Origin of the sequence: Kutzneria sp. NPDC052558, from assembly GCF_044547355.1 — a bacterium.
Classification (GTDB): Bacteria; Actinomycetota; Actinomycetes; order Mycobacteriales; family Pseudonocardiaceae; genus Kutzneria.
In genome coordinates this window covers 48,192-67,482 of sequence record NZ_JBIUAG010000025.1, presented here as the reverse complement: position 1 = coordinate 67,482, position 19,291 = coordinate 48,192, and the positions used below count along the sequence as shown (strand labels likewise).

The following is a 19,291-nucleotide window of genomic DNA, read 5'->3' as shown; positions in this document are numbered from 1 at the left end:
CCAACCAAAAAGGATCCACCCACCCCCCAAACCGAACAACGCCCTCGCCCCTCACCGCAAACCCCACCGCCGGCAACCGCGCGGCGCGGGCACCAGAACCACACCCACCGACCCGCCAGTCAAGCCGCGAAGCATCGCCGATGGGAGGGCAAGCCCCACCCCTCGGCAACCGCGCGGCGCGGGCACCCGAAGCACACCCGCACCCACAACCACACCCGCACCCGCACCCACACCCCAGGGGAATGGAACCCCACCCCCATCGGTTGTGTTCGACAGGTGTCGTACAAGGGAGGGTGGGCCATGAGCACGACGGCGCGGTTGGGGACGGGCTGGCGGTTGGGTGAGCTGGCGGCGCGTCCAGGCCAGCCCTCCAAGGATCGCCTGACGCCTGGCACACACGAGTTCGGCACCGGCCTGCTGCACGTCCCAGCGGACCTGCCGGACGGCCCGGTTCCGTTGGTGGTTCTGCTCCATGGGGCGGGGTCGAACCCCGAGCGCGCGCTGACGTTGACGCGGGACCGCACCGCGGTGGTGTACGCGCCGAAGTCGAGGGCCCGGACGTGGGACGCGATCCACGGGAACTTCGGGCCGGACGTGGAGGCGCTGGACCGCGCGCTGGCGGAGCTGTTCGAGCATTTCGACGTGAAGACGGCGGCGATCGTGGGCTTCTCGGACGGTGCCTCGTACGCGCTGTCGCTGGGCCTGGTCAACGGCACGCTGTTCGAGGACGTGGTGGCGTTCTCTCCGGGCTTCGTGGCGCCGGGCGCGCGGGCGGGCAGGCCCAAGGTGTTCGTCTCGCACGGGCGGCATGACGGCGTGCTGCCGATCGAGAACACGAGCCGGATGATCGTGCCGGCGCTGCGCATCGTGGGCTACCGGGTCGACTACCGCGAGTTCACGGGCGGACACGAGGTGCCGACGACGGTGGCCGACGCGGCCTTCCGCCGAATCCTCTGAATTGCCCTTTCGGGCAGGACAAAACCCTGATGCCGGTCACGGTCGCCGAGAATTGCGCTTAGGGTGGCGGTGACTGGGGCGATTGGGGTTTCCATGCGGCACATCGTGATCGTCGGCGCGGGGCAGGCGGGGTCGCTGCTGGCGTTGGGACTGCTGGGCGAGGGCTACCGGGTGACGGTGGTGTCCGACCGCACCGCCGAGCAGATCAGGGACGGACGCATCCTCTCCAACCAGTGCGTTTTCGAGCCGGCGTTGGCCCATGAGCGGTCGCTGGGGCTCAACCACTGGGACGGCGAGGTCCCGCCGGTGGAGGGTATCGCCTTCGACGCCGGCATGCCCGGTTCGGCCGATCCGTTCATCTCGTGGGTGGCGCCGCTGGACAACCCGGCCCAGTCGGTGGACCAGCGGGTGAAGATGTCCTTCTGGCTCAACGAGTTCGTCCGCCGGGGCGGCGAGCTCCGCATCGGCCGGGCCACGCCCGAGGATCTCGAGGCCTACGCCCGCGAAGCCGATCTGGTGCTGGTCGCCGCCGGTCGCGGGCCCCAGTTTGACAGCGTTTTCCCCCGTGACGACAAGCGTTCCACGTACACGCAACCGCAGCGCGGGATCACGCTGCAACTGGTCAAGCAGGATCCCGCCGCCTTCTACCAGGGTGTCACGTTCGGGCTGGTGCCCGGCGTCGGCGAGTTCTTCGTGCTGCCGGTGTTGTCGGTCGCGGGGCCGGCGATGGGCCTGTACTTCTCGGCGGTTCCCGGCAGCCCGATGGACGTCTTCGACGGCGTCACCGACGCCGAGCAGCACTTGGCGCTGTGCCAGGAGCAGCTGCGCCGCTTCTTCCCGTGGTCGGCCCCGGTGGCCGAAAGGGCAGAGTCCGGCGGGCCGCTCGCGGTGCTCACCGGGCGGATCACGCCGATCGTCCGGCACGGTGTGGGCACGCTGCCGAGCGGTCAGCATGTGCTGGCCATGGGTGACACCGCGATCACCAACGATCCCATCGGCGGCCAGGGCGCCAACAACGCCGTGCACTGCGCACGCATCTACCAGCGGCTGATCACCGAGCACGGCGACCGCCCGTTCGACGCCGAGTTCATGGACCGCTGCTTCGAGGCCTACTGGGGCTACGCCCGGCATTCCACCCGTTTCAACAACGACCTGCTGGAACCGCCGCCCGTGCACGTCCTGGACACCCTGGGCGCGGCGCAGGAGTTTCCCGAGGTGGCGCACCGCTTCGCACACTTGTTCAACGATCCCACGGACTACGAGCCGTGGCTGGCCGATCCCGAGACGGCCCAGGCCTACCTGCGCGAGGTGGCGGAACGAGTCGCTTGAGGGGTGCTGACCCAGGAGAACGCGAGGCGAAAACACAGTACCGTCGCGACATGACTACCACGTCGCGACGGGGCCACGTGGTGATCGTTGCTGCCCTGCTGGCCCTGCTTACCCTGCCTGCTCAGTCCGCTGCCGCCCCACCCGGCGGCGGGCACGACGTGATCGCCAACCTGTTCGAGTGGCCATGGACCTCCGTGGCCTCGGAGTGCACGAACGTGCTGGGGCCCAAGGGCTACGGCGCGGTCCAGGTGTCGCCGCCGGAGGAGTCCGTCACCGTGGCCGGCCACCCCTGGTGGGAGGTGTACCAGCCCGTCAGCTACCAGTTGACCAGCCGGATGGGCAACCGGCAGCAGTTCGCCGCCATGGTGGGCAGCTGCCACGCCGCCGGGGTCAAGGTGTACGCCGACGCCGTGATCAACCACATGACCGGTCAGGGCAACACCGGCTACGGCGGCACCACCTTTCCCGACAAGTACGACTATCCGGGCCGGTACTCCTCGGCCGACTTCCACCACTACCCCAATCCCTGCCCGGAGTCGGACGGCCAGGTCCACAACTACGGGGTGCAGGCCGACGTCCAGGAGTGCGAGCTGGTCGGGCTGGCCGACCTCTACACCGAGCACGACAACGTGCGCACGACCGTCGCCGGTTACCTCAACGACCTGCTTTCCCTTGGTGTGGACGGGTTCCGGGTCGACGCGGCCAAGCACATCAACCCGGCCGACATCGCCGGCGTCGAGGCCAAGCTGACCCGCCCCGCGTACCTCTACCAAGAAGTGATCTACGGCGCGGGCGAGGCGGTGCAGCCTCAGCAGTACGAGAGCACCGGCGATCTGCTGGAGTTCCGTTACGGCACCACTCTCAAGGCCAAGTTCAACGGCGGCGCCATCGCCGACCTGGCCACGTTCGGGCAGTCCTGGGGCATGGAGCCCAGCGACAAGGCCGTGGTCTTCGTGGACAACCATGACACGCAACGCAACGGCAGTACACTGTCCTACAAGGACGGTGCGATCTACCATCTGGCCACCGTTTTCGGCCTGGCCTGGCCGTACGGCACGCCCAATGTGATGTCCTCCTTCGACTTCTCCAACACCGACCAGTCGCCGCCGGCCCAGGCCAACGGCATGGTGTCGGCGGTCAGCTGCGGCAGCGGCTGGGAGTGCGAGCACCGGCAGCGCTGGGCGGCCAACATGGTCGGCTTCCACAACGCGGTCGCCGGGACCACCGTCGGCAACTGGTGGTCGGACGGGTCCAACCAGATCGCGTTCAGCCGTGGCGGCAACGGTTTTGTCGCCATCAACAAGGAGGGCGGCACCCTGGCCCGCACCTTCGCCACCGGCCTGCCGGCCGGCGACTACTGCGACGTGCTGCACGGCGACGTGGCCAACGGGGCCTGCACCGGCCCGGTGATCACCGTTGACGGCAACGGAAACGCCGCCATCACGGTCGGCGGCATGGACGCGGTGGCCATCCACGCCGGCTCGAAGATCACCGGCGCTCGGGTGCCGGTGTCGTTCGCCGAGAACGCCACCACGAGCTGGGGCCAGAACGTCTACGTGGTCGGGTCGATCCCGGCGCTGGGCAGCTGGGACCCGGCCAACGCCATCGCCCTGTCCTCGGCCGCCTACCCGAACTGGACCGCGACGGCCTCGCTGCCGGCCACCACCTCCTTCCAGTACAAGTACATCAAGAAGAACGCCGACGGATCCATCACCTGGGAAGGGGATCCCAACCGCTCGGCGTCCACCGGGACCGGTCCGTTGAACCTGGCTGACAGTTGGCGCTGAGCCGTCTGATCACCCTGATGACAAGTCCTCGGAAAACACCATGAACTGACTCACAGCGGCGCCGCCGGCCGGCGCGGATCTGGCTACGGTCCAGGCGAAATCCCCACGCACGAGAGGAATTTCCCATGGGTCGTCACAGTGTGGTCCGCAGGTCGGCGGTGTCCGCCGTGGTCGGCGGCGGCGTGGTCGCGGCGATGCTGATGCTGCCGCTGTCCGGCGCCGCCAGCGCGGCCGAGCCGACCGACTTCACCGACGCCGGCATCGACGTCGGCGGTCAGCTCGGCACCAGCCTCGGCGGGTTCGCCGGCGGCACGGTCGGCACGATCGCCGACGGCATCTTCGGCAACAAGGACGGGTCCGGGCACAAGGCCGGCGAACAGTTCGGCCAGCAAACGGGTTCCGTGCTGGGTTCCACCGCGGGCGGCGGGCTGGGCGGGGCGGTGGACGGCGGCATCGGCGGCGTCACCGGAACCGCGACCGGCACGGCCAAGCCGGGCAGCGACATCGGTCGGACCGTCGGTGGCGCGGTCGGTGGGGCGGCGGGCGGCGCGATCGGCGGGGCCGTGGGCGGCGCGATCGCCCCACCGGCCGCCCCGATCGGCACGGCCATCGGCACCGCGGTCGGCACTGCCGGCGGTCAGCTCGCCGGCGCGGCCGCCGGCGGCGCGGCGGGCGGGGCGTTCGACGGGGCCGTCAAGGGCTACGAGGACGCCACCGGCGAGCTGCCGCCGTTCCTGCCCGGCCAGCTCACGCCGCTGACCTGAGGATCGATCATTCCCCGATCCGGGCCAGCACCCCGGTCGGCGCCTCGTCGTCCCGGCGGATCTCGTCCCGCAGCTGGCCGGAGAACCGGCCGTCTCCCTGCGACGAGAAGGACGTGCTGCTCAGCACGGACGCCGGGGCGACGTAGTCGGCCAGATAGTCCTGATCGGACACCAGCGGCACCCGGACGTCCAGCGACACCACGGTTGTCGTGGACTCCAGCAGCTGGTGGTACGACACCCGCCGCAGCCCGCCGCGCACCCGGAACCGGCCGTTGTCCGAGGCCAGCGACCGATCCGGCACGTTCAGCAGCGCCGCCGCGTCCCGGTGCAGGGCCCAGTAGGCCGAGGCCGCCGCCCGGCGCAGCGCGATCCCGCACGGCACGCCGACCGTGTGCAGGGCGTGGCCGGAGCTGAACCGGACCGTCGCCTCGGACAGATGCAGCTCCTCGGCGATCATCCGGCTGGCCGCCGCCTGGGCGACCGCGTCGAACGCGATGTCCCGGCTGTACAACAGGATTTCGCCCGGGCGCAGGATCAGCCACGCGTCCGGCGCGGGCTGCGGCTGCGCGCCGCGCTGGAAGGTGAAGCCGACGGCCAGCGCACCCGCGGTCTTGGCCCGGCCCAAACGCGGGCGGCGACTGGCCGGGGCCAGCGCGGAACGGCAGTCGGGGGTGCTGCTGGTGTGCATTGGTGCCTCGCAGAAAAGTGCGTGCGATCACACGCATTGGTCGTCTCACCGCAGAACCTACGCCGCCGCGGCGCGACCGTCAGCCGAAACTGTCCCGACAGTCGGTGTTTCCTGCCCCATAGTCGGATTGTGTATCTGGCGGGAATTGCCCGGCACCTTTCCTGGTTGAAGCGTCGACACGGACACCGCCCGCCGAGAACGCCGGGGGTGGCCTGTTCTACGCTGCCCTGGTGGTCAACCTGCGCTTGCTGCTCGTGCCCGCCGCCGCCTTGCTCCTGGCCTGTGCCGGGTGCAGTGGGGAGGCCGGTCCGAGCGGGCCGCCGGTGGCGAAGTTCGGCCCTTCCGTGCAGGATCTGACCGTCAAGGCCACCGCCCTACAGGCCGATCAGTGCCAGACCGTCGCCCCGGCGACCGTGTTCCCGGAATGCGAGCGCTACGCCACCGAGGTCGTCAACTTCGGCAACAGCGTCACCTCCGAGACCGCCGGCAGCAAGCAGGCCGCCGCCATCGCCGACGCCGTCACTAAGATGCAGGCCGGCGTCGCCGACTACGAGAAGCGCCAGTGCGGCGTCGGCACGCAGAATCCCGGCGTGAACAACGCCAACCCCGCCACCAACGGCCCCAACGCCGCCCCCTGCGCCGCCGCCCTGACCACCGTCCGCGACCAGGTGGACGCGATTGCGAAACTGCTCAACCAGATCAGTTAGAAAGCAGTCGCCGCAACTCCGCGGTCACTTCCTCCGGCGGCATCGAGTCGGGGAAATGAGCCACGTAGTGGCCGTCGGGGGAGAGCAGGTACGTGATGGCGGTGTGGGGGACGGCGTAGCCATCGGGATCCGCGAGGTCGGGGCGACGGCGGGCGAAGACGCGGAAGTGGCGCTTGGCCTGGTCGATGGCGGCGGGGGAGCCGGTGAGGCCGGTGAAGGCCGGATACGCCCGGAGGAAGTCGCGCATGACGGGCGGGGTGTCGCGGTCGGGGTCGACGGTGATGTAGAGCGGCTGGATGAGGGACGCGAGGTCGCCGAGGTCGGTGAGGATCGAGGAGAGGCGGCCGAGAGCCCGGGGGCAGACGGAGCGGCAGTGGGTGAAGCCGAAGAACACGAGCTGCCACCGGCCCCGGTAGCTGGACGAGCTCACGGGGCGGCCGTGGTGGTCGGTGAGGGAGTAGTCGGGGGTGGTGGGGGCGCTCACGGGTGCCGCCGGAAGGTGAAGGTTCGGGCCTGCGAGGGGCAGGGGAGCACGAGGTTGTCGTGCACGGGCAGGTCGAGGGGCTGACCGTCGACGGAGGCGGTCCAGCGGTCGGTGAGACGGGAGATGGTGACGGCGCCGTCGCCGGGGAGGCCGGGGACTCGGCGGAGTCGGGTGTGTAGGACACCGTCGACGACCTCGGCCCGGCTGATCTCGACGTTGCGGTCGACGGCGGTGAGGGCGGGCTCGGCGAAGTGGGCGCGGTCCCAGGGCTGGTTGTAGAGACCCCAAAGACCGTCGGGGACGTTGAGCCGGGCGTAGCCGAGCAGCACGTTGCCCGTCATGGGTTCCATCTCGACGCGATTGCCGTCGGGATCGGTCCCGGTGTCGTTGCGGGGGTAGTAGAGGCCGCCCTCGCGCCAGGTGGGGTCCATGAACTGATCAACGTGATCGAGCAGGCCCCGCAGCGTCGTCTCGTCGCCCATTTCCGACGCCCACGCGGCGACCCAGCCGAAGTCGCAGGTGTCGCTGACGACGGTCTGCCCCATGACTTCCTGCGGCGGCGAGGCGGCCACGGAGAGCGTGCCGGCCGGGCCGCGGTGCACCAGATCGGCGACCTGGCGCGGATAGTTGGCCCGCACGAAGTCCCGGTTCCACATGTTCATCAGGGCCCCGCACCACGCGTCGACCCAAGCCAGCTGCCGGGCGTTGGGCAGCACCTGCCGGGAATCCCGCAGCACCATCATGTTGTAGCGGCCGGTCTCGTCCAGCCGCCCGAAGTCCCGCCAGGCCTGCTCGTAGCCGGCGACGACCTCCTCGGCCCGCCGGCCGCCGGTGATCAGGTCGTGCAGGCGGAAGCCGAGAATGGCCGGCTGGTTGCAGATCTGGAAGACGCAGTTGGGCTCGCAGGCCACGCCGAGATAGCCGCTGCCGACCATCTGCCAGTAGATGTGCTCGTTGAGCGAGTCCCGGTCGTAGGCGAACCGCCTCGGCTCGCCGCCCCAGAAGAAGGACCAGTAGCCGAACGTCAGCGAGCCCTCGGCGACGTAGCGGTCGCTGTCGAACAGGTAGTCGTGCAGCAAGGCCATGGACTGCACGTAGGCGCTGTACATGATGTTGTCGCGCACCACGGGATCCCACTGCTCACCGAGCTCGTCAACGAGGTGTGCGTTGAACACGCTGCCGCCGCGGCTGACGTCCCGCCAGTACATCCACGCCTCGGGGTGCATGATCTTGTCGATCAGTCGTTGGATGATCGGCTGGAACAGGCCGGGCGCGGCCGGCAGGCGGTGCCGGTGGGTCAGCGCCAGCGCGTAGGCCATGTACGCCAGCTGGAAGCGGTAGCCGCCGAAGTCCTCCTGGTTGGTTCCCTTGCCCTGCATCAGGGACCAGTCGTTGGGCAGCTGCCGTGAGAGGTTGTCGAAGTGCCGTAGATGGCCGAGCTGCTCGGCGGTGAGCGTGGTGGACACCCGGGACCTCCTGCCGTCGCCGACGAAGCTACTCTGACCCGGCGTTGATGATGTTGCCCGCGAGAACCGAATCTTTTTCACGGAATTCGGGCGGGTTGTCCGTTGGGGCAGTGGTCGCGGTCCGATGTGCTCCGGATCTTCGGCCCGGCGATCGACGGATGCGATTGTGGACGGGCAAGCGTGTTTTCGCAGGCCGGAGGGGGTCCTGCCGGTGATGTCGACCGGGTCGGTGGCAGCGGGCGCGGTGCACCCGGAAGGGGTGCCCGGCGACCGGCTACTTGACGACGGCATCGGACAGCTGCTGGACCGCGTGAACCTCCGCCGGCACAGCGCCTCCGTGCTCGGCGCGCTGGTGGTCGCCCTGTCGCGGGACGAGCGGCTGCCGGCGGTGGTCCGGGCCTCGGCCAAGCGCACGGCCAAGCGGTGCGAGCGCGAGTCGATCGTCCTGCCGGGACTGCACTTCGGACAGTCGGGGGCGGTGTGGGCGCTGCTGGACGCGGCCGCCGCGCTGCCCGACCCGAAGCTGATGGCCCGCGCGGCCAAGCTGGCGGCGGAGATCCCGGTGGCCAGCACCAATCCCGACGTCTGCGACGGTTCGGCCGGCGCCGGCCTGACCCTGCTGCACGCCTGGCGGATCACCGGCGACGACCAGTTCCTCGAGCGGGCCGGGGAATGCGCCCGACGCCAGGACACCGCCGAAGGCAAGTACGGCTTCGGCCATGGCATTGCCGGCATCGCGGCGTTCCTGCTCGACTACTGCCTCGCCACCGGGGACCAGCACTGCCGCATCAAGGCGATCCGGCTGGCCGACGCCCTGTGCGATGCCGCGATGTGGGACCGCACGGCCGCGCGCTGGCCGTCCGGGGCGGGGGAGAGCATCCCGCTCGGCGGCTGGTGCGGCGACGCCGCCGGCGTGGGCAGCTTCCTGGTCCGAGCCTGGCTCGCCACCGGCGACGAGCGCTACCGCAAGGTCGCCGACGCCGCCGCGGCGGCGGTGCGGGCCGACCAGTGGACGATGGCCACCGCCAGCTGTCACGGCGTGGTCGAGAACGTCGAGTTTCTCCTCGACATGGCCGAAGCCACCGGCGACGACCGGCACCGCGACTGGGCGTTGAAGACGGTCGCCACCCTGGCCTGGCCGGACGACGACGCCGCGCTCCCGGTGCTCGTCGCCGCCCTGGTGCGGCTGGTCGTGCCCGGCACCCCCCGCCTGTGGATGCCACCGCTCACTTCGACGTCATGAAGGGCCCCATACTGACGTTCAACGTCAGTATGGGGCCCTTCATGACACGAACCGGGGGTCACACGAAGGCGCTCAGGCCGGTGATGGCGCGGCCGGTGACCAGCGAGTTGATCTCACGGGTGCCCTCGTAGGAGTACACGGCCTCGGCGTCGGCGACGAACCGGCCGACGTTGTAGTCGAGCACGATCCCGTTGCCGCCCAGGATCTCCCGGGCCCAGCCGACGGCTTCCCGCATGCGCGAGGTGCAGAACGCCTTGGCCAGCGAGGAGTGCTCGTCCCGGTACACGCCCTCGTCCTGCAAGTGGGCCAGCCGCACCACCATGCCCAGCGAGGCGGTGACGTTGCCCAGCATCTTCACCAGCAGGTCCTGCACCAGCTGGAAACCGGCGATGGGCTTGCCGAACTGCACGCGCTCCTTGGCGTAGGCCAGCGCGAGGTCGTACGCGCCCATCATGACGCCTACGGACTGCCAGGCGACGCCGCCACGGGTCTGCCGCAGAATGTCGGCGGTGTCCCGGAAACCGCGCGCGTTCTGCAGGCGGTTGGCCTCGGGCACGCGGCAGTCGGTGAGCGTGATGTCGGCGTTCTGCACGGTGCGCAGGGCCATCTTGTGCTCGATCTTGGTGGCGACGAAGCCGGGCGTGCCCTTCTCCACCACAAAGCCCTTGACCTTGTTGTCGGCCTCGTCCCGCGCCCACACCACGACCAGGTCGGCGAAGGTGGCGTTGCCGATCCACCGCTTGGCGCCGTTGAGGATCCAGGTGTCGCCCTCACGCCGGGCGGTGGTCCGCAGGCCGCCGGCGACGTCGGAGCCGCCGTTGGGCTCGGTCAGCGCGAACGCCCCGATCTTGTCCATCCGGGCCATCGCCGGCAGCCAGCGCTCCTTCTGCTCATCGGAGCCGCAGCGGTTGACGCTGCCCATGGCGAGTCCACTGTGGACGCCGAAGAAGGTGGCGATGGACGGGTCGACCCGGTCCATCTCCATGGCCAGGAAGCCGGTGAGCAGGCTGCGGCCGCCCCGGTAGGCCAGGCCGGCGATGTCCAGCTCGGCGAAGCCCTTCACGATCTGGTGCGGGAACTCGGCGTTGGCCCACGACTCGTTGGCGATCGGCGCGACCTCGCTGCGCAGGAACTCCCGCGTCCTCTCGACGATCTCCTTCTCGTCGTCGGTGAGCAGACCCTGGAAGTCGTAGAAGTCACCGGACATCGTCGTCACGACCCTTCAAGCTGATGATCTCGAGCTGCTGGCGGTCGCGCAGTTCGGCGCGCTTGGTGTTGTCCGCCAGGGGATAGACGGTCTCGACCTGGTCGGCCAGGCGAGCCTGCACGTCGTCGGGGATGTAGGGCATGAGGTGGGCCATCATGTGCCGCAGCCCGCCGGGGCCGCCGCCGAGGTGGAAGGCCAGGAACGGGCCGACCGTGGCCCACCGCACGCCGATGGAGTTGGTGACGATGTCGTCCAGCTCCGGGATGGAGACCACGCCCTGCTCGACGAGGTTCACGCACTCCTCGAACAGCACGCGCTGCAAGCGGTTGGCCACGTGGCCGCGGATCTCCTTGTGCACCACCACCGCAACCTTGCCCAGCGAGTGGTAGAACTCCTTGGCCCGCCCGATCTCCGCCTCGTCCGCGCCGACCAGCTCCACCAGCGGCAGCAGGTGCGGCGGGTTGAACGGGTGGCCCACGACGAGCCGGCCGGGGTTGGCCATCTTCTCCGACATCGAGGACGGCGTCAGCCCCGAGGTGGAGGACAGGATCAACGCGTCGGCCGGAGCGGCCTTCTCGATGGTCGCGAACAGATCCTGCTTGAACTCCAGGCGTTCCGGGCCGTTCTCCTGCACCGCGTGCACACCGTCGACGGCCTGCTCGACCGAGCCGACGATCTCCAGGCGGGACAGGAGTTCCTCGACGTCGCCGAGGAATCCGGGCACGGTCGGGGCGAACTCGCGGACCGCGTCGCGCACGGCCTGCTCCAGGTCGGGGCGGGGATCCGTGACGCGCACGGTGTGCCCCTCGGCCAGCATCAGGGTCGTCCAGGACAGGCCGATGGTGCCGGCGCCGACGATCGCGAGAATCATGGTCAGCGCTCCTTCAGGTAGTCGAACAGCGGCTGGACGCCGGACAGCGTCAGGTCGGTGATGATGTGGCTGGCCGAGACGACCTCCAGCACCGGCAGGTCGGCCAGCGGGGCCAACACGTGCTGGAACAGCTGCAACCGGGCCGGTCCGGTCCACGCCGCCTTCACCGTGATGTCGGTGATCTGGGTGCGGACCAGTTCGCAGACTCGCGGCTCGCGCTCGTAGCCGGGCACGATCTTGACCATGTAGGTCGGCAGCGTCAGCTCGGCCTTGGCCTGGTCGAGGTCCATCGCGTAGTGCTTGTAGCCCATGGTCGCGGTGGCCACCCGCTGCGTGCCGTAGTCCAGCGTGCCGACCAGCGCGCCGGTGTCGGCGAACAGCCGCGGCGAGCCGGTGCTCTTGGGGTACGCGCTGATCTCCCGGCCGGCCACGGTCGCGGCCACGTTGTCCAGGTACATGGCGTGCAGGTACTCGCCGCGCTCGTCGCCGAACCGGACCGGGATCACCTGGCCGGACTCGGTGTACGGGCCGAAGCTGGTGCTGTCGCCCATCTTCATCACCTCGAACCGCACCAGCGGCTCATCGAACTCCAGCGGCTCGGGCACCGCGGCCCGCAGCGCCTCGGGATCCGTGCGATAGACGATGTTCAGGTACTCGCGGTCGGTGAACCTCGACCGGACCGGCGCCCAGGCCGGCGCGGTCAGCGGGGTCGCCAGGCGGCGGGCCACTTCCGATGCCTTCACCACTACCTCCTTGCCGTGACGCCGGCCTCGGCCAGCTCACGAAGTTCCTCCGCCGAGTACCCGAGCTCGCCGAGCACCTCGTCGTTGTCCTGCCCCAGTCGCGGCGCATGCCTGCGAACACTGGCAGGCGTGGCCGAGAACCGCACGGGGGAGCCGATCACCCGATAGGTGCCTTCGGTGGGGTGCTCGGCGGTCTCCAGCAGGCCGACCTCGGTGACGTAGGGGTCCTCGGTGACGTCGTCCAGGTCCAGCACCGGGGCGAAGGGAATGCTCAGCCGGGCGCAGGTCTGTGCCCATTCGGCCGTCGTGCGCTGCGCGGCGTACTTCTCGATCAGGTCGTAGAACGCGTCGAAGTTGGCCGCGAGGCTGGCCGAGTCCTGGAAGCGCGGGTCGGCGAGGACCTCGGGGTGCTCGACCTCGGTGAAGAAGTCCTCGATGTTGCGCTTGCTGTAGGGCAGGATGCAGGCCCAGCCGTCCTCGGTCCGCACGGCCCGGTGGCCGGGCGACAGCGAGCGGGAGAAGCCCATCAGGCCGGCTGCCGGCTCGAACGTGCGGCCGGCCAGGTGCTCGACCAGGTTGAAGGCGAGCATCGTGTCGGTCATCGGCACCTCGACGCGCTGGCCCTCGCCGGTGCGCTGCTTGTGCACCAGGGCGGCCAGCACGCTGTAGACGATGGTCAGGCCGCTGACCTTGTCGCCGAGAATGGTCGGCATGTAGGTTGGCGTGCCGGTGGCGCGGCGCATCAGGTCGGCGGTGCCGGACGCGGCCTGCACGATCTCGTCGTAGGCGGCGCGGTCGGCCAGCGACGAGTCGCTGCGGAAGCCCTGCGCGTTGCAGTAGATCAGGCCCGGGTTGACCTCGGCCAGCTGCTCGTAGTCCAGGCCCAGCCGGCGCAGCGCGCCCGGGCGCATGTTGGTGACCACCACGTCGGCGGTCTTGACCAGGTCCAGGAAGATCTGCTTGCCGCGCGGGTTCTTCAGGTCCAGCGAGACCGCGCGCTTGTTGCGGTTGACGTTGAGGGCCAGCGATCCCATGCCCTCGTTGCGGTACGGGGCGGTCAACCGGCTCGAATCGCCGGTCGGCGGCTCCACCTTGATCACGTCGGCGCCCATGTCGCCGAGGATCTGTGTGGCGTACGGGCCCATGACCACGGTCGCGAGGTCGATCACCCTGATGCCGTCCAGAGCCCCCATGCTCTCCGCCTCCTCAGTTGCTTGCCTTATGTGAACTACTTTGCTCCGCCGCTCAGCTTTACGCAATGTGATACGATTCTACCTATATAGGTAGGAGGCGATCATGGCCGAGCTGCGGCCGCACCATCGGGCGGTGGACCGGATCGCGGAGATCCTGGAGGCCGTGGTCACCGAGCGGACCGGGTTGACCTTGACCCAGTTGGCGCTGCGCCTGCACGCCCCCGTGTCCTCGGTGCAGAAGCTGGTCAACGGCCTGGTCGCCGTCGGCTACCTGGAGGAGGACGGCAAGCGTTTCCGGCTCGGGGCCGCGCCCTATCTGCTGGCCATGCGGTCCGGGCAGCGGCTCGTGTCCACCGTCAACCACGCCGACCTGGTCGACCTGTTCAACCGCACCGGCCTCAGCGCCGTGCTGGCCGTGCGCACCGGGGACACCTCCGTGTACGCCGACTGGGCCGGCACCGACGATCCCTTCAACTACCTCACCGTGCAGCAGCTGCGAACCCCGCTGCCCGAGACCGCCGTGGGCCGAGTGCTGTTGGCGTACATGCCGGATCGGGAACGCCACGAGCTGGTCGCGGCCCGCTACCCCGACGACCGGGGCAGCGCCCTCGCCCTGCTCACCGAGCTCAGCCGCGTCCGCGAGGCCGGCTACACCATGGGGGACAGCGGCCCCATGCTCCGCGGCGTCGCCTCCGTCGCCGCCCCCGTGTGGGAACACGGCATGGTCGTCGGCGCCGTCGCCCTGGCCGGCCCGCACGACCTCGCCGTGGAGAAGCTGCCGGCGCTGGTCGACGTCCTGCTGGAGGACCTCCGCCGCTACGCCCGCCGCCGGGTGAACTGACGTCATGAAGGGCCCCATACTGACGTTGAACGTCATGATGGGGCCCTTCATGACGTTCAACGTGAGGATCGGTCCCTTCGCGGCGCCGGTGATGCCAGGAAAGGCCCGATACTGGCGCAAGGCGCAGTGAAAGGGCCTTCCTGGCGTTACGGGTGGGGGAGACGCGGCTGGCGTGGGGGTCAATCGCGGACCGGTCGCGTTACCTGTTGAGCCCCATCGTGTTGCCGGCCGAGGAGTGAGCGCCGGGTAGGCGCTGGACCAGGTCGGCCAGCAGTTCGTCCTCGGCCGGCGCGCCGCGGTAGCCGATGTGCAGGTCCGGCCGCACCACGAACGCCGCCGCCCGGTCGATGCCGTACTGCTTGTGCGCGGCCCGATCGGGATCGCCGACGGCGCAAGGATGATCGGCGAACCGCTCGGCGCTGACGACGTGGGCCCGCACCAGGTCCGGGTACGCCCACTCGATCCGTTCGGCGATGCGGCACAGCTCCACCGCCGACCGGGCCTTGTTGTCGACGCCGGTGAACAGCAGCACCGTGTGATGCGTGCCGTGCATGAGGTTGTGCAGGGGCGTCGGCGTGCCGTCGATCAGCACGTCCACCTGCCGGGCCCGGTCGCCGGGGGCCGGCGCGTCCTTCCAGTCCGAGCCACGCTGGCGGTTGAGCGGGCTGTCCGGGTAGCTGGTCCGCAGCTGTGCGAGCGTGCCGATGAACCAGCTGCGGAACGACTTGCGGCCCAGGATCCGGGTCAGCAGCCGTGGCGCCACATGGGTTCGCATGAACTTGGACGCCGCGTTCTGGCCGGAGATGATCGTGAAGAACCGGTCGGTGGTGGCCAGCAGCCGCTCGCCGACCGGGTGCCGCTCGGCGTGATAGCTGTCCACAATGGACTCGTCCGCGATGCCGCGAATGGCCAGCGCCAGCTTCCACGCGAGGTTGTAGGCGTCCTGGATGCCGGTGTTCATGCCCTGCGCGCCGGCCGGGCTGTGCACGTGGGCGGCGTCGCCGACCAGGATGATCTGCCCGTCCCGGTAGCGCGGAACAGCCTTGCGGTGCAAGCGATAGCGGCTCACCCAGTGCTCCTTCACGACCGTCGCCGGCACCGGCAGCCGCGAGTCGAGCATGGCCTGGAACTCCTCGTGCGTCGGCTCGCTGTACTCGGCGCTGGGGCCCTCGGGGCCGACGATCACGTTGCCGAAGATGCGGAACCGGTGCGTGCCCGGCATGCCGAACACCGCGACGAAGCCGGAGCGGCTGGGGCTGACGTACAGGTCGCCGTCGGGCAGCTCCCAGTCCAACTCGGCGTCGGCCATGATGAACTCGTCCTGGTAGGTCGAGCCCTCGAACGGGATGCCCGCGGCCTGGCGGACCGTGCTGTGCGCGCCGTCGCAGCCGATGACCCACCGGCTGCGGATCTTGTCGACAACGCCGTCGTCGGTGCGGACCGAGACCGTGACACCATCCTCGTCGGACACCAGGTCGGTCACGGCCAGGCCGCGTTCGACCCGCACCCCTTGTGTCGCAAGGTGTTTGGTGAGGATGCGCTCGGTGTCGTCCTGGGACAGCGTCCACAGGCTCTGGTACCTGGTGAAGTTGGCCGGGTCCTGGAGCAGGTCGTGCAGCTGCATCCGGAACCGCTCGTCGGCCCGGAACAGGATGTTGAGGCTGGTCGCCGCGTTGCCGGTGGCCAGCACCTCGTCGACCACGCCCATGTCCTCGAAGATCTCCAGGACGCGCGGCTGGACCACCAGCGCCCGGGAGGTGGCGGCCGGGGCCGGGGCGCGGTCGATGATCCGCACCTGCACCCCGTGTCGCCGCAGCTCATTGGCCACGGTTAGTCCGCTCGGTCCGGCACCGACCACCAGCACCGGCGTCCGCAGGTCGTTCATGGCGGCCTCCCCAGAGGGTTTATTCATCGCCTGATGAGAAAACCGTACGCCGCTCGACGAGATAAAGTCAACGCGTGATGAGAAAACCTGGGCGCCCGGCGGGCGCGTCGGCCAACCCGGCCCGGATCCTGGCCGCGGCCCGGGACTGCTTCACCGAGTCCGGCTACGAGGGCGCGACCATCCGCCGCATCGCCGCCCGCGCCGGCTGCGACCCCGCGCTCGTGCACTACTTCTTCAAGACCAAGTCCGACCTGTTCACCGCGGCCCTGGCCCTGCCGGCCCAGCCGCCCGTCCTCGTCGCCGACGCTCTCGCCGGCGGCGTCTCCGGCGTGGGGGAGCGCCTCGTCTTCGCGCTGCTCAGTCGCCTCGACGACCCCTCGGCTCGCGGCTCCCTACTCGGTCTCGTTCGCTCCGCCATCACTCACGAGGACGCCGCCCGCATGCTTCGGGAGTACCTCACCACCGAGGCCCTCGCCCCGCTCGCCGCCGCGCTCGGCGTGGACAACCCCGCCCTCCGGGCCAGCCTCGCCGCCTCCCAGCTGATGGGGCTGGTGGTGGCCCGCTACTTCGTCGGCCTGGAACCGTTGGCCAGCACCGACCTCGCCACCGTCGCCCCGATGGTCGGGGCCTGCGTGCAGCACTGTCTCACCGCGCCGCTGTCCGGCGAATCTGAGTAGTTCTCGAATCCAGTCTGGACTCCGGCACTCGGCCGGGCGGCTCGTCAAGTCTTGCGCCGTGACTCCGGCGCTGAGAGGATCGGTCGGTCCGGGTGGCGCCGGACACATCAAGGGGGGCTCCATGCTGACTTTGTTTTGCCCTGATGCCGTTTCCGGACCCGGCTGTCCGGTGCGCCGCGGGGCCGCGCGAACGTCACTGCGAACCCTGTCGTGCCTGATTTGTCCCAGGATCGTAAGGCGAAGGGAAGCGTGGCGCTCGTGAGAAGACGAACCTTGGTCGGCCTGCTGGCCACCGGGTCGCTGCTGGGCACAACACTGCAAGGCGTGGCGCTGAGTCCGGTGGCCGCGGCGGCCCTCCCGCCGTTCGGCCGCTATATGCAGATCGTCGCGCACCAGGACGACGACCTGCTGTTCATGAATCCGGACCTGAAGGACACTGTCAACGCTGGCCGTCCGACCACGACGGTGTACGTCACGGCCGGGGAAGAGGACAGGGACCCGGCAGGAGAACTGCGTGACATAGACAAGAACGACTGTGCGAACGACCTGGGCAACACGGGACGCCCAGGCAAGGTGAAACTGGACCGTGAGGACTACGCTGGCTGCCGTGCGCTGGGCGCGATGGCGGCTTGGGCCGGCATCGCCGGCGCATCGAATCCCGATGACCCCGGCCTGTGGGACCGGCAGGCCATCACCATCGGTTTCGGCGACGGCGACAGCAGGCAGGTGGAAGAAGACACGCTGCGCACCAACAACAACATCAAGCTGGTCTTCATGAACCTGCCGGAGGCGGGCGACCAAACGCACCCGGACATTCGGCCAGGTGACTCGCGGCAAGGCGACAACCTGACGCACGTGGTGTACGACGGTGCGACGCGCAGAACCGTGCTGTCCAGTATGAGCCAGGTGACCGAGCCGCAGGACTACGATCTGGACGCGGTGCAGGGTGTGCTGCGCGGACTGATCAATCGGTACAACCCAACGGTGATCCGCGCCCAGGATCCAACCGCGGATTTTCGGTACGCGGCCGACAATCCCGATCACCTCGTCGTCGCGCAGCTCGTCGGCCGGCTGGTGCGTGCCATCCCCGCGAGCGAGCGGCTGCTCCAGCTGGTCAACTACCGTGACTACAACATCTCGGACTCCCAGGTGAATCTGGATCTGAGCCAGCGCGACGACAAGAAGGCAACCTTCCATCTGTATTCCGACTACGATATGAACATCGATGATATTCCGGCCTATCCGCAGTGGACGCAGCGCACGTATCACCGCTACTGGACCGGGACCAACTATGCCGCCCTCAACGCGGACGGTCGGTTCCAGGTGGTGGCCGCGCTGAACGGCCAGGTGTTCACCTGGGCGCAGCGGCAGGGCGACCTCAAGTGGGTCGGCCCGAACCCCCTGGCGGCCGGGGACATCACGCGTGTCCTGCCCGGACTGTCCATTGTGAGCAATCCGACCGACGGCACCCTCCAGGTGTTCGGGGTGGACGCCGATTCCGGGGACATCATCACCACCTGGCAGGACAAGCCCAACGGGGCCTGGTCGAACCGGTGGGTGTCGCTGGGCAACCCCAACGCGGGCAGCGACACCGCGAATCAGGTCGGCTACCCGGCGGTGACCCGCAACGCCAACGGTCAGCTGGCGGTGTTCGTCAAGAACGGCGGTGGCGGGATCAGTTGGAAGAAGCAGTCGGGGTCCCATGAGCACTTCGAGACGCTCTGGACCGATCTCCAGGGTAGCCCGAACGGCATTCAGGACGGGTTGAGCGCCGTCACCCATCCGGACGGTCGGATGGAGGTGTTCGCGTACAGCATCGTCAACGGCGTCGGCAAGATCAGCCTGTGGTACCAGCATGATCCGCAGGACAACTTCAACGGTTACCAACCCTCGCTGACCGCGTTCGAACCGGCCAGCCCGCCGACGGTGGCCGTGAACAACGACGGCCGGTTGGACGTGTTCTACCGGATGGCCAACAACAGCGACACTCAGCCGGTGGGCTCGTACGTCGCACATACCTATCAGCTGACCGGCGGTGACTGGACCACTCAACCCGACAACATCCGCGGCGACAACGGGTTCGGGCCGGTCGCCGCGGGCAGCGCGCCTCCGACGGCGGCCGGCGGTGATGCGCGGATCTTCGTGTTCGAGCGCAATCGCAACGGCGGCGTCAGCGGCACCAAGCAGACCGTGAAGGACGGCGCCTACAACACGCAGTGGGCCAACTTCGGGAACTTCATCTCCACGCAGCCGGCGGCGCTGGCCGGTCCCGACGGCCGGATGGCGGTGTTCGCGCAGGCCGATGACGGCTCGATGACCATGAGCCAACAGACGGCCTCCGGTGGCGCCAACGGCTTCGGCGACTGGCAGACCCTCGACGGCTGACCGCCACCATCCCCGCGAGTCGCGCCTAGCGGCATACCGAACTGAGCGCGACTCGCGGGGGGTA

Annotated in this window: 17 protein-coding genes; 9 read left to right on the top strand and 8 right to left on the bottom strand. The window is 69.3% G+C overall.

Annotated features, from left to right (window positions below):
* The first annotated feature begins 300 nt into the window (after positions 1-300).
* The 4 genes from ACIG5F_RS35105 (at position 301) to ACIG5F_RS35090 (ending at position 4,837) form a co-directional block, all read left to right on the top strand.
* Positions 301-957: an alpha/beta hydrolase gene (locus ACIG5F_RS35105; protein ID WP_396524255.1), complete on the top strand. Its 657-nt coding sequence runs from the start codon at positions 301-303 to the stop codon at positions 955-957.
* 93 nt (positions 958-1,050) lie between these two features.
* The gene (locus ACIG5F_RS35100; RefSeq protein ID WP_396524254.1) at positions 1,051-2,286 is read left to right on the top strand and encodes a styrene monooxygenase/indole monooxygenase family protein; all 1,236 of its coding nucleotides are present in this window, start codon (positions 1,051-1,053) and stop codon (positions 2,284-2,286) included.
* Between the two features lie 50 nt (positions 2,287-2,336).
* Positions 2,337-4,073, top strand: coding sequence for a carbohydrate-binding module family 20 domain-containing protein (locus ACIG5F_RS35095; RefSeq protein WP_396524253.1), 1,737 nt, complete (start codon positions 2,337-2,339; stop codon positions 4,071-4,073).
* A gap of 125 nt (positions 4,074-4,198) precedes the next feature.
* Positions 4,199-4,837 carry a hypothetical protein gene (locus ACIG5F_RS35090; RefSeq protein ID WP_396524252.1) on the top strand — a complete coding sequence of 213 codons (639 nt, stop codon included), beginning with the start codon at positions 4,199-4,201 and terminating at the stop codon, positions 4,835-4,837.
* Between the two features lie 7 nt (positions 4,838-4,844).
* Here ACIG5F_RS35090 and ACIG5F_RS35085 read toward each other — a convergent pair whose 3' ends face one another.
* A complete protein-coding gene (locus ACIG5F_RS35085) occupies positions 4,845-5,525 on the bottom strand; it encodes a hypothetical protein (protein ID WP_396524251.1) in 681 nt (226 codons plus the stop codon).
* 230 nt (positions 5,526-5,755) lie between these two features.
* Here ACIG5F_RS35085 and ACIG5F_RS35080 point away from each other — a divergent pair, with 230 nt between their 5' ends.
* Positions 5,756-6,232 (top strand): hypothetical protein, encoded by a 477-nt coding sequence (locus ACIG5F_RS35080; RefSeq protein WP_396524250.1) that lies wholly within the window; start codon positions 5,756-5,758, stop codon positions 6,230-6,232.
* On the opposite strand, the gene ACIG5F_RS35075 is transcribed toward ACIG5F_RS35080, so the two are convergent.
* Positions 6,225-6,716, bottom strand: coding sequence for an SCO family protein (locus ACIG5F_RS35075; protein ID WP_396524249.1), 492 nt, complete (start codon positions 6,714-6,716; stop codon positions 6,225-6,227). The genes ACIG5F_RS35080 and ACIG5F_RS35075 overlap by 8 nt on opposite strands.
* Complete coding sequence (locus ACIG5F_RS35070; RefSeq protein WP_396524248.1) at positions 6,713-8,182, bottom strand: hypothetical protein; 1,470 nt, start codon at positions 8,180-8,182, stop codon at positions 6,713-6,715. Before ACIG5F_RS35070 ends, ACIG5F_RS35075 begins: the two co-directional genes overlap by 4 nt.
* Before the next feature lie 214 nt (positions 8,183-8,396).
* Between ACIG5F_RS35070 and ACIG5F_RS35065 the strand changes: the two genes are divergently transcribed.
* On the top strand, positions 8,397-9,425 hold the full coding sequence (locus ACIG5F_RS35065) for a lanthionine synthetase LanC family protein (RefSeq protein WP_396524350.1): 1,029 nt from the start codon (positions 8,397-8,399) through the stop codon (positions 9,423-9,425).
* Positions 9,426-9,483: 58 nt separating this feature from the next.
* Here ACIG5F_RS35065 and ACIG5F_RS35060 read toward each other — a convergent pair whose 3' ends face one another.
* From ACIG5F_RS35060 to ACIG5F_RS35045, 4 genes are read right to left on the bottom strand one after another with little or no spacing between them, the layout of a single operon-like run.
* Positions 9,484-10,632 (bottom strand): acyl-CoA dehydrogenase family protein, encoded by a 1,149-nt coding sequence (locus ACIG5F_RS35060; protein WP_396524348.1) that lies wholly within the window; start codon positions 10,630-10,632, stop codon positions 9,484-9,486.
* The gene (locus ACIG5F_RS35055; protein WP_396524247.1) at positions 10,622-11,503 is read right to left on the bottom strand and encodes a 3-hydroxyacyl-CoA dehydrogenase NAD-binding domain-containing protein; all 882 of its coding nucleotides are present in this window, start codon (positions 11,501-11,503) and stop codon (positions 10,622-10,624) included. Before ACIG5F_RS35055 ends, ACIG5F_RS35060 begins: the two co-directional genes overlap by 11 nt.
* A 2-nt stretch (positions 11,504-11,505) precedes the next feature.
* Positions 11,506-12,246, bottom strand: a complete 741-nt coding sequence (locus tag ACIG5F_RS35050; protein ID WP_396524246.1) for an acetoacetate decarboxylase — start codon at positions 12,244-12,246, stop codon at positions 11,506-11,508.
* Between the two features lie 2 nt (positions 12,247-12,248).
* A complete protein-coding gene (locus ACIG5F_RS35045) occupies positions 12,249-13,439 on the bottom strand; it encodes a CaiB/BaiF CoA transferase family protein (RefSeq protein WP_396524245.1) in 1,191 nt (396 codons plus the stop codon).
* Between the two features lie 103 nt (positions 13,440-13,542).
* Between ACIG5F_RS35045 and ACIG5F_RS35040 the strand changes: the two genes are divergently transcribed.
* Complete coding sequence (locus ACIG5F_RS35040; protein ID WP_396524244.1) at positions 13,543-14,280, top strand: IclR family transcriptional regulator; 738 nt, start codon at positions 13,543-13,545, stop codon at positions 14,278-14,280.
* Positions 14,281-14,479: 199 nt separating this feature from the next.
* Here ACIG5F_RS35040 and ACIG5F_RS35035 read toward each other — a convergent pair whose 3' ends face one another.
* Positions 14,480-16,165 carry an FAD-dependent monooxygenase gene (locus tag ACIG5F_RS35035; RefSeq protein ID WP_396524243.1) on the bottom strand — a complete coding sequence of 562 codons (1,686 nt, stop codon included), beginning with the start codon at positions 16,163-16,165 and terminating at the stop codon, positions 14,480-14,482.
* 77 nt (positions 16,166-16,242) lie between these two features.
* Between ACIG5F_RS35035 and ACIG5F_RS35030 the strand changes: the two genes are divergently transcribed.
* Both ACIG5F_RS35030 and ACIG5F_RS35025 read left to right on the top strand, forming a co-directional pair.
* On the top strand, positions 16,243-16,842 hold the full coding sequence (locus tag ACIG5F_RS35030) for a TetR family transcriptional regulator (protein WP_396524347.1): 600 nt from the start codon (positions 16,243-16,245) through the stop codon (positions 16,840-16,842).
* Positions 16,843-17,115: 273 nt separating this feature from the next.
* A complete protein-coding gene (locus ACIG5F_RS35025; protein WP_396524242.1) occupies positions 17,116-19,227 on the top strand; it encodes a PIG-L family deacetylase in 2,112 nt (703 codons plus the stop codon).
* The last annotated feature ends 64 nt before the right edge of the window (positions 19,228-19,291 follow it).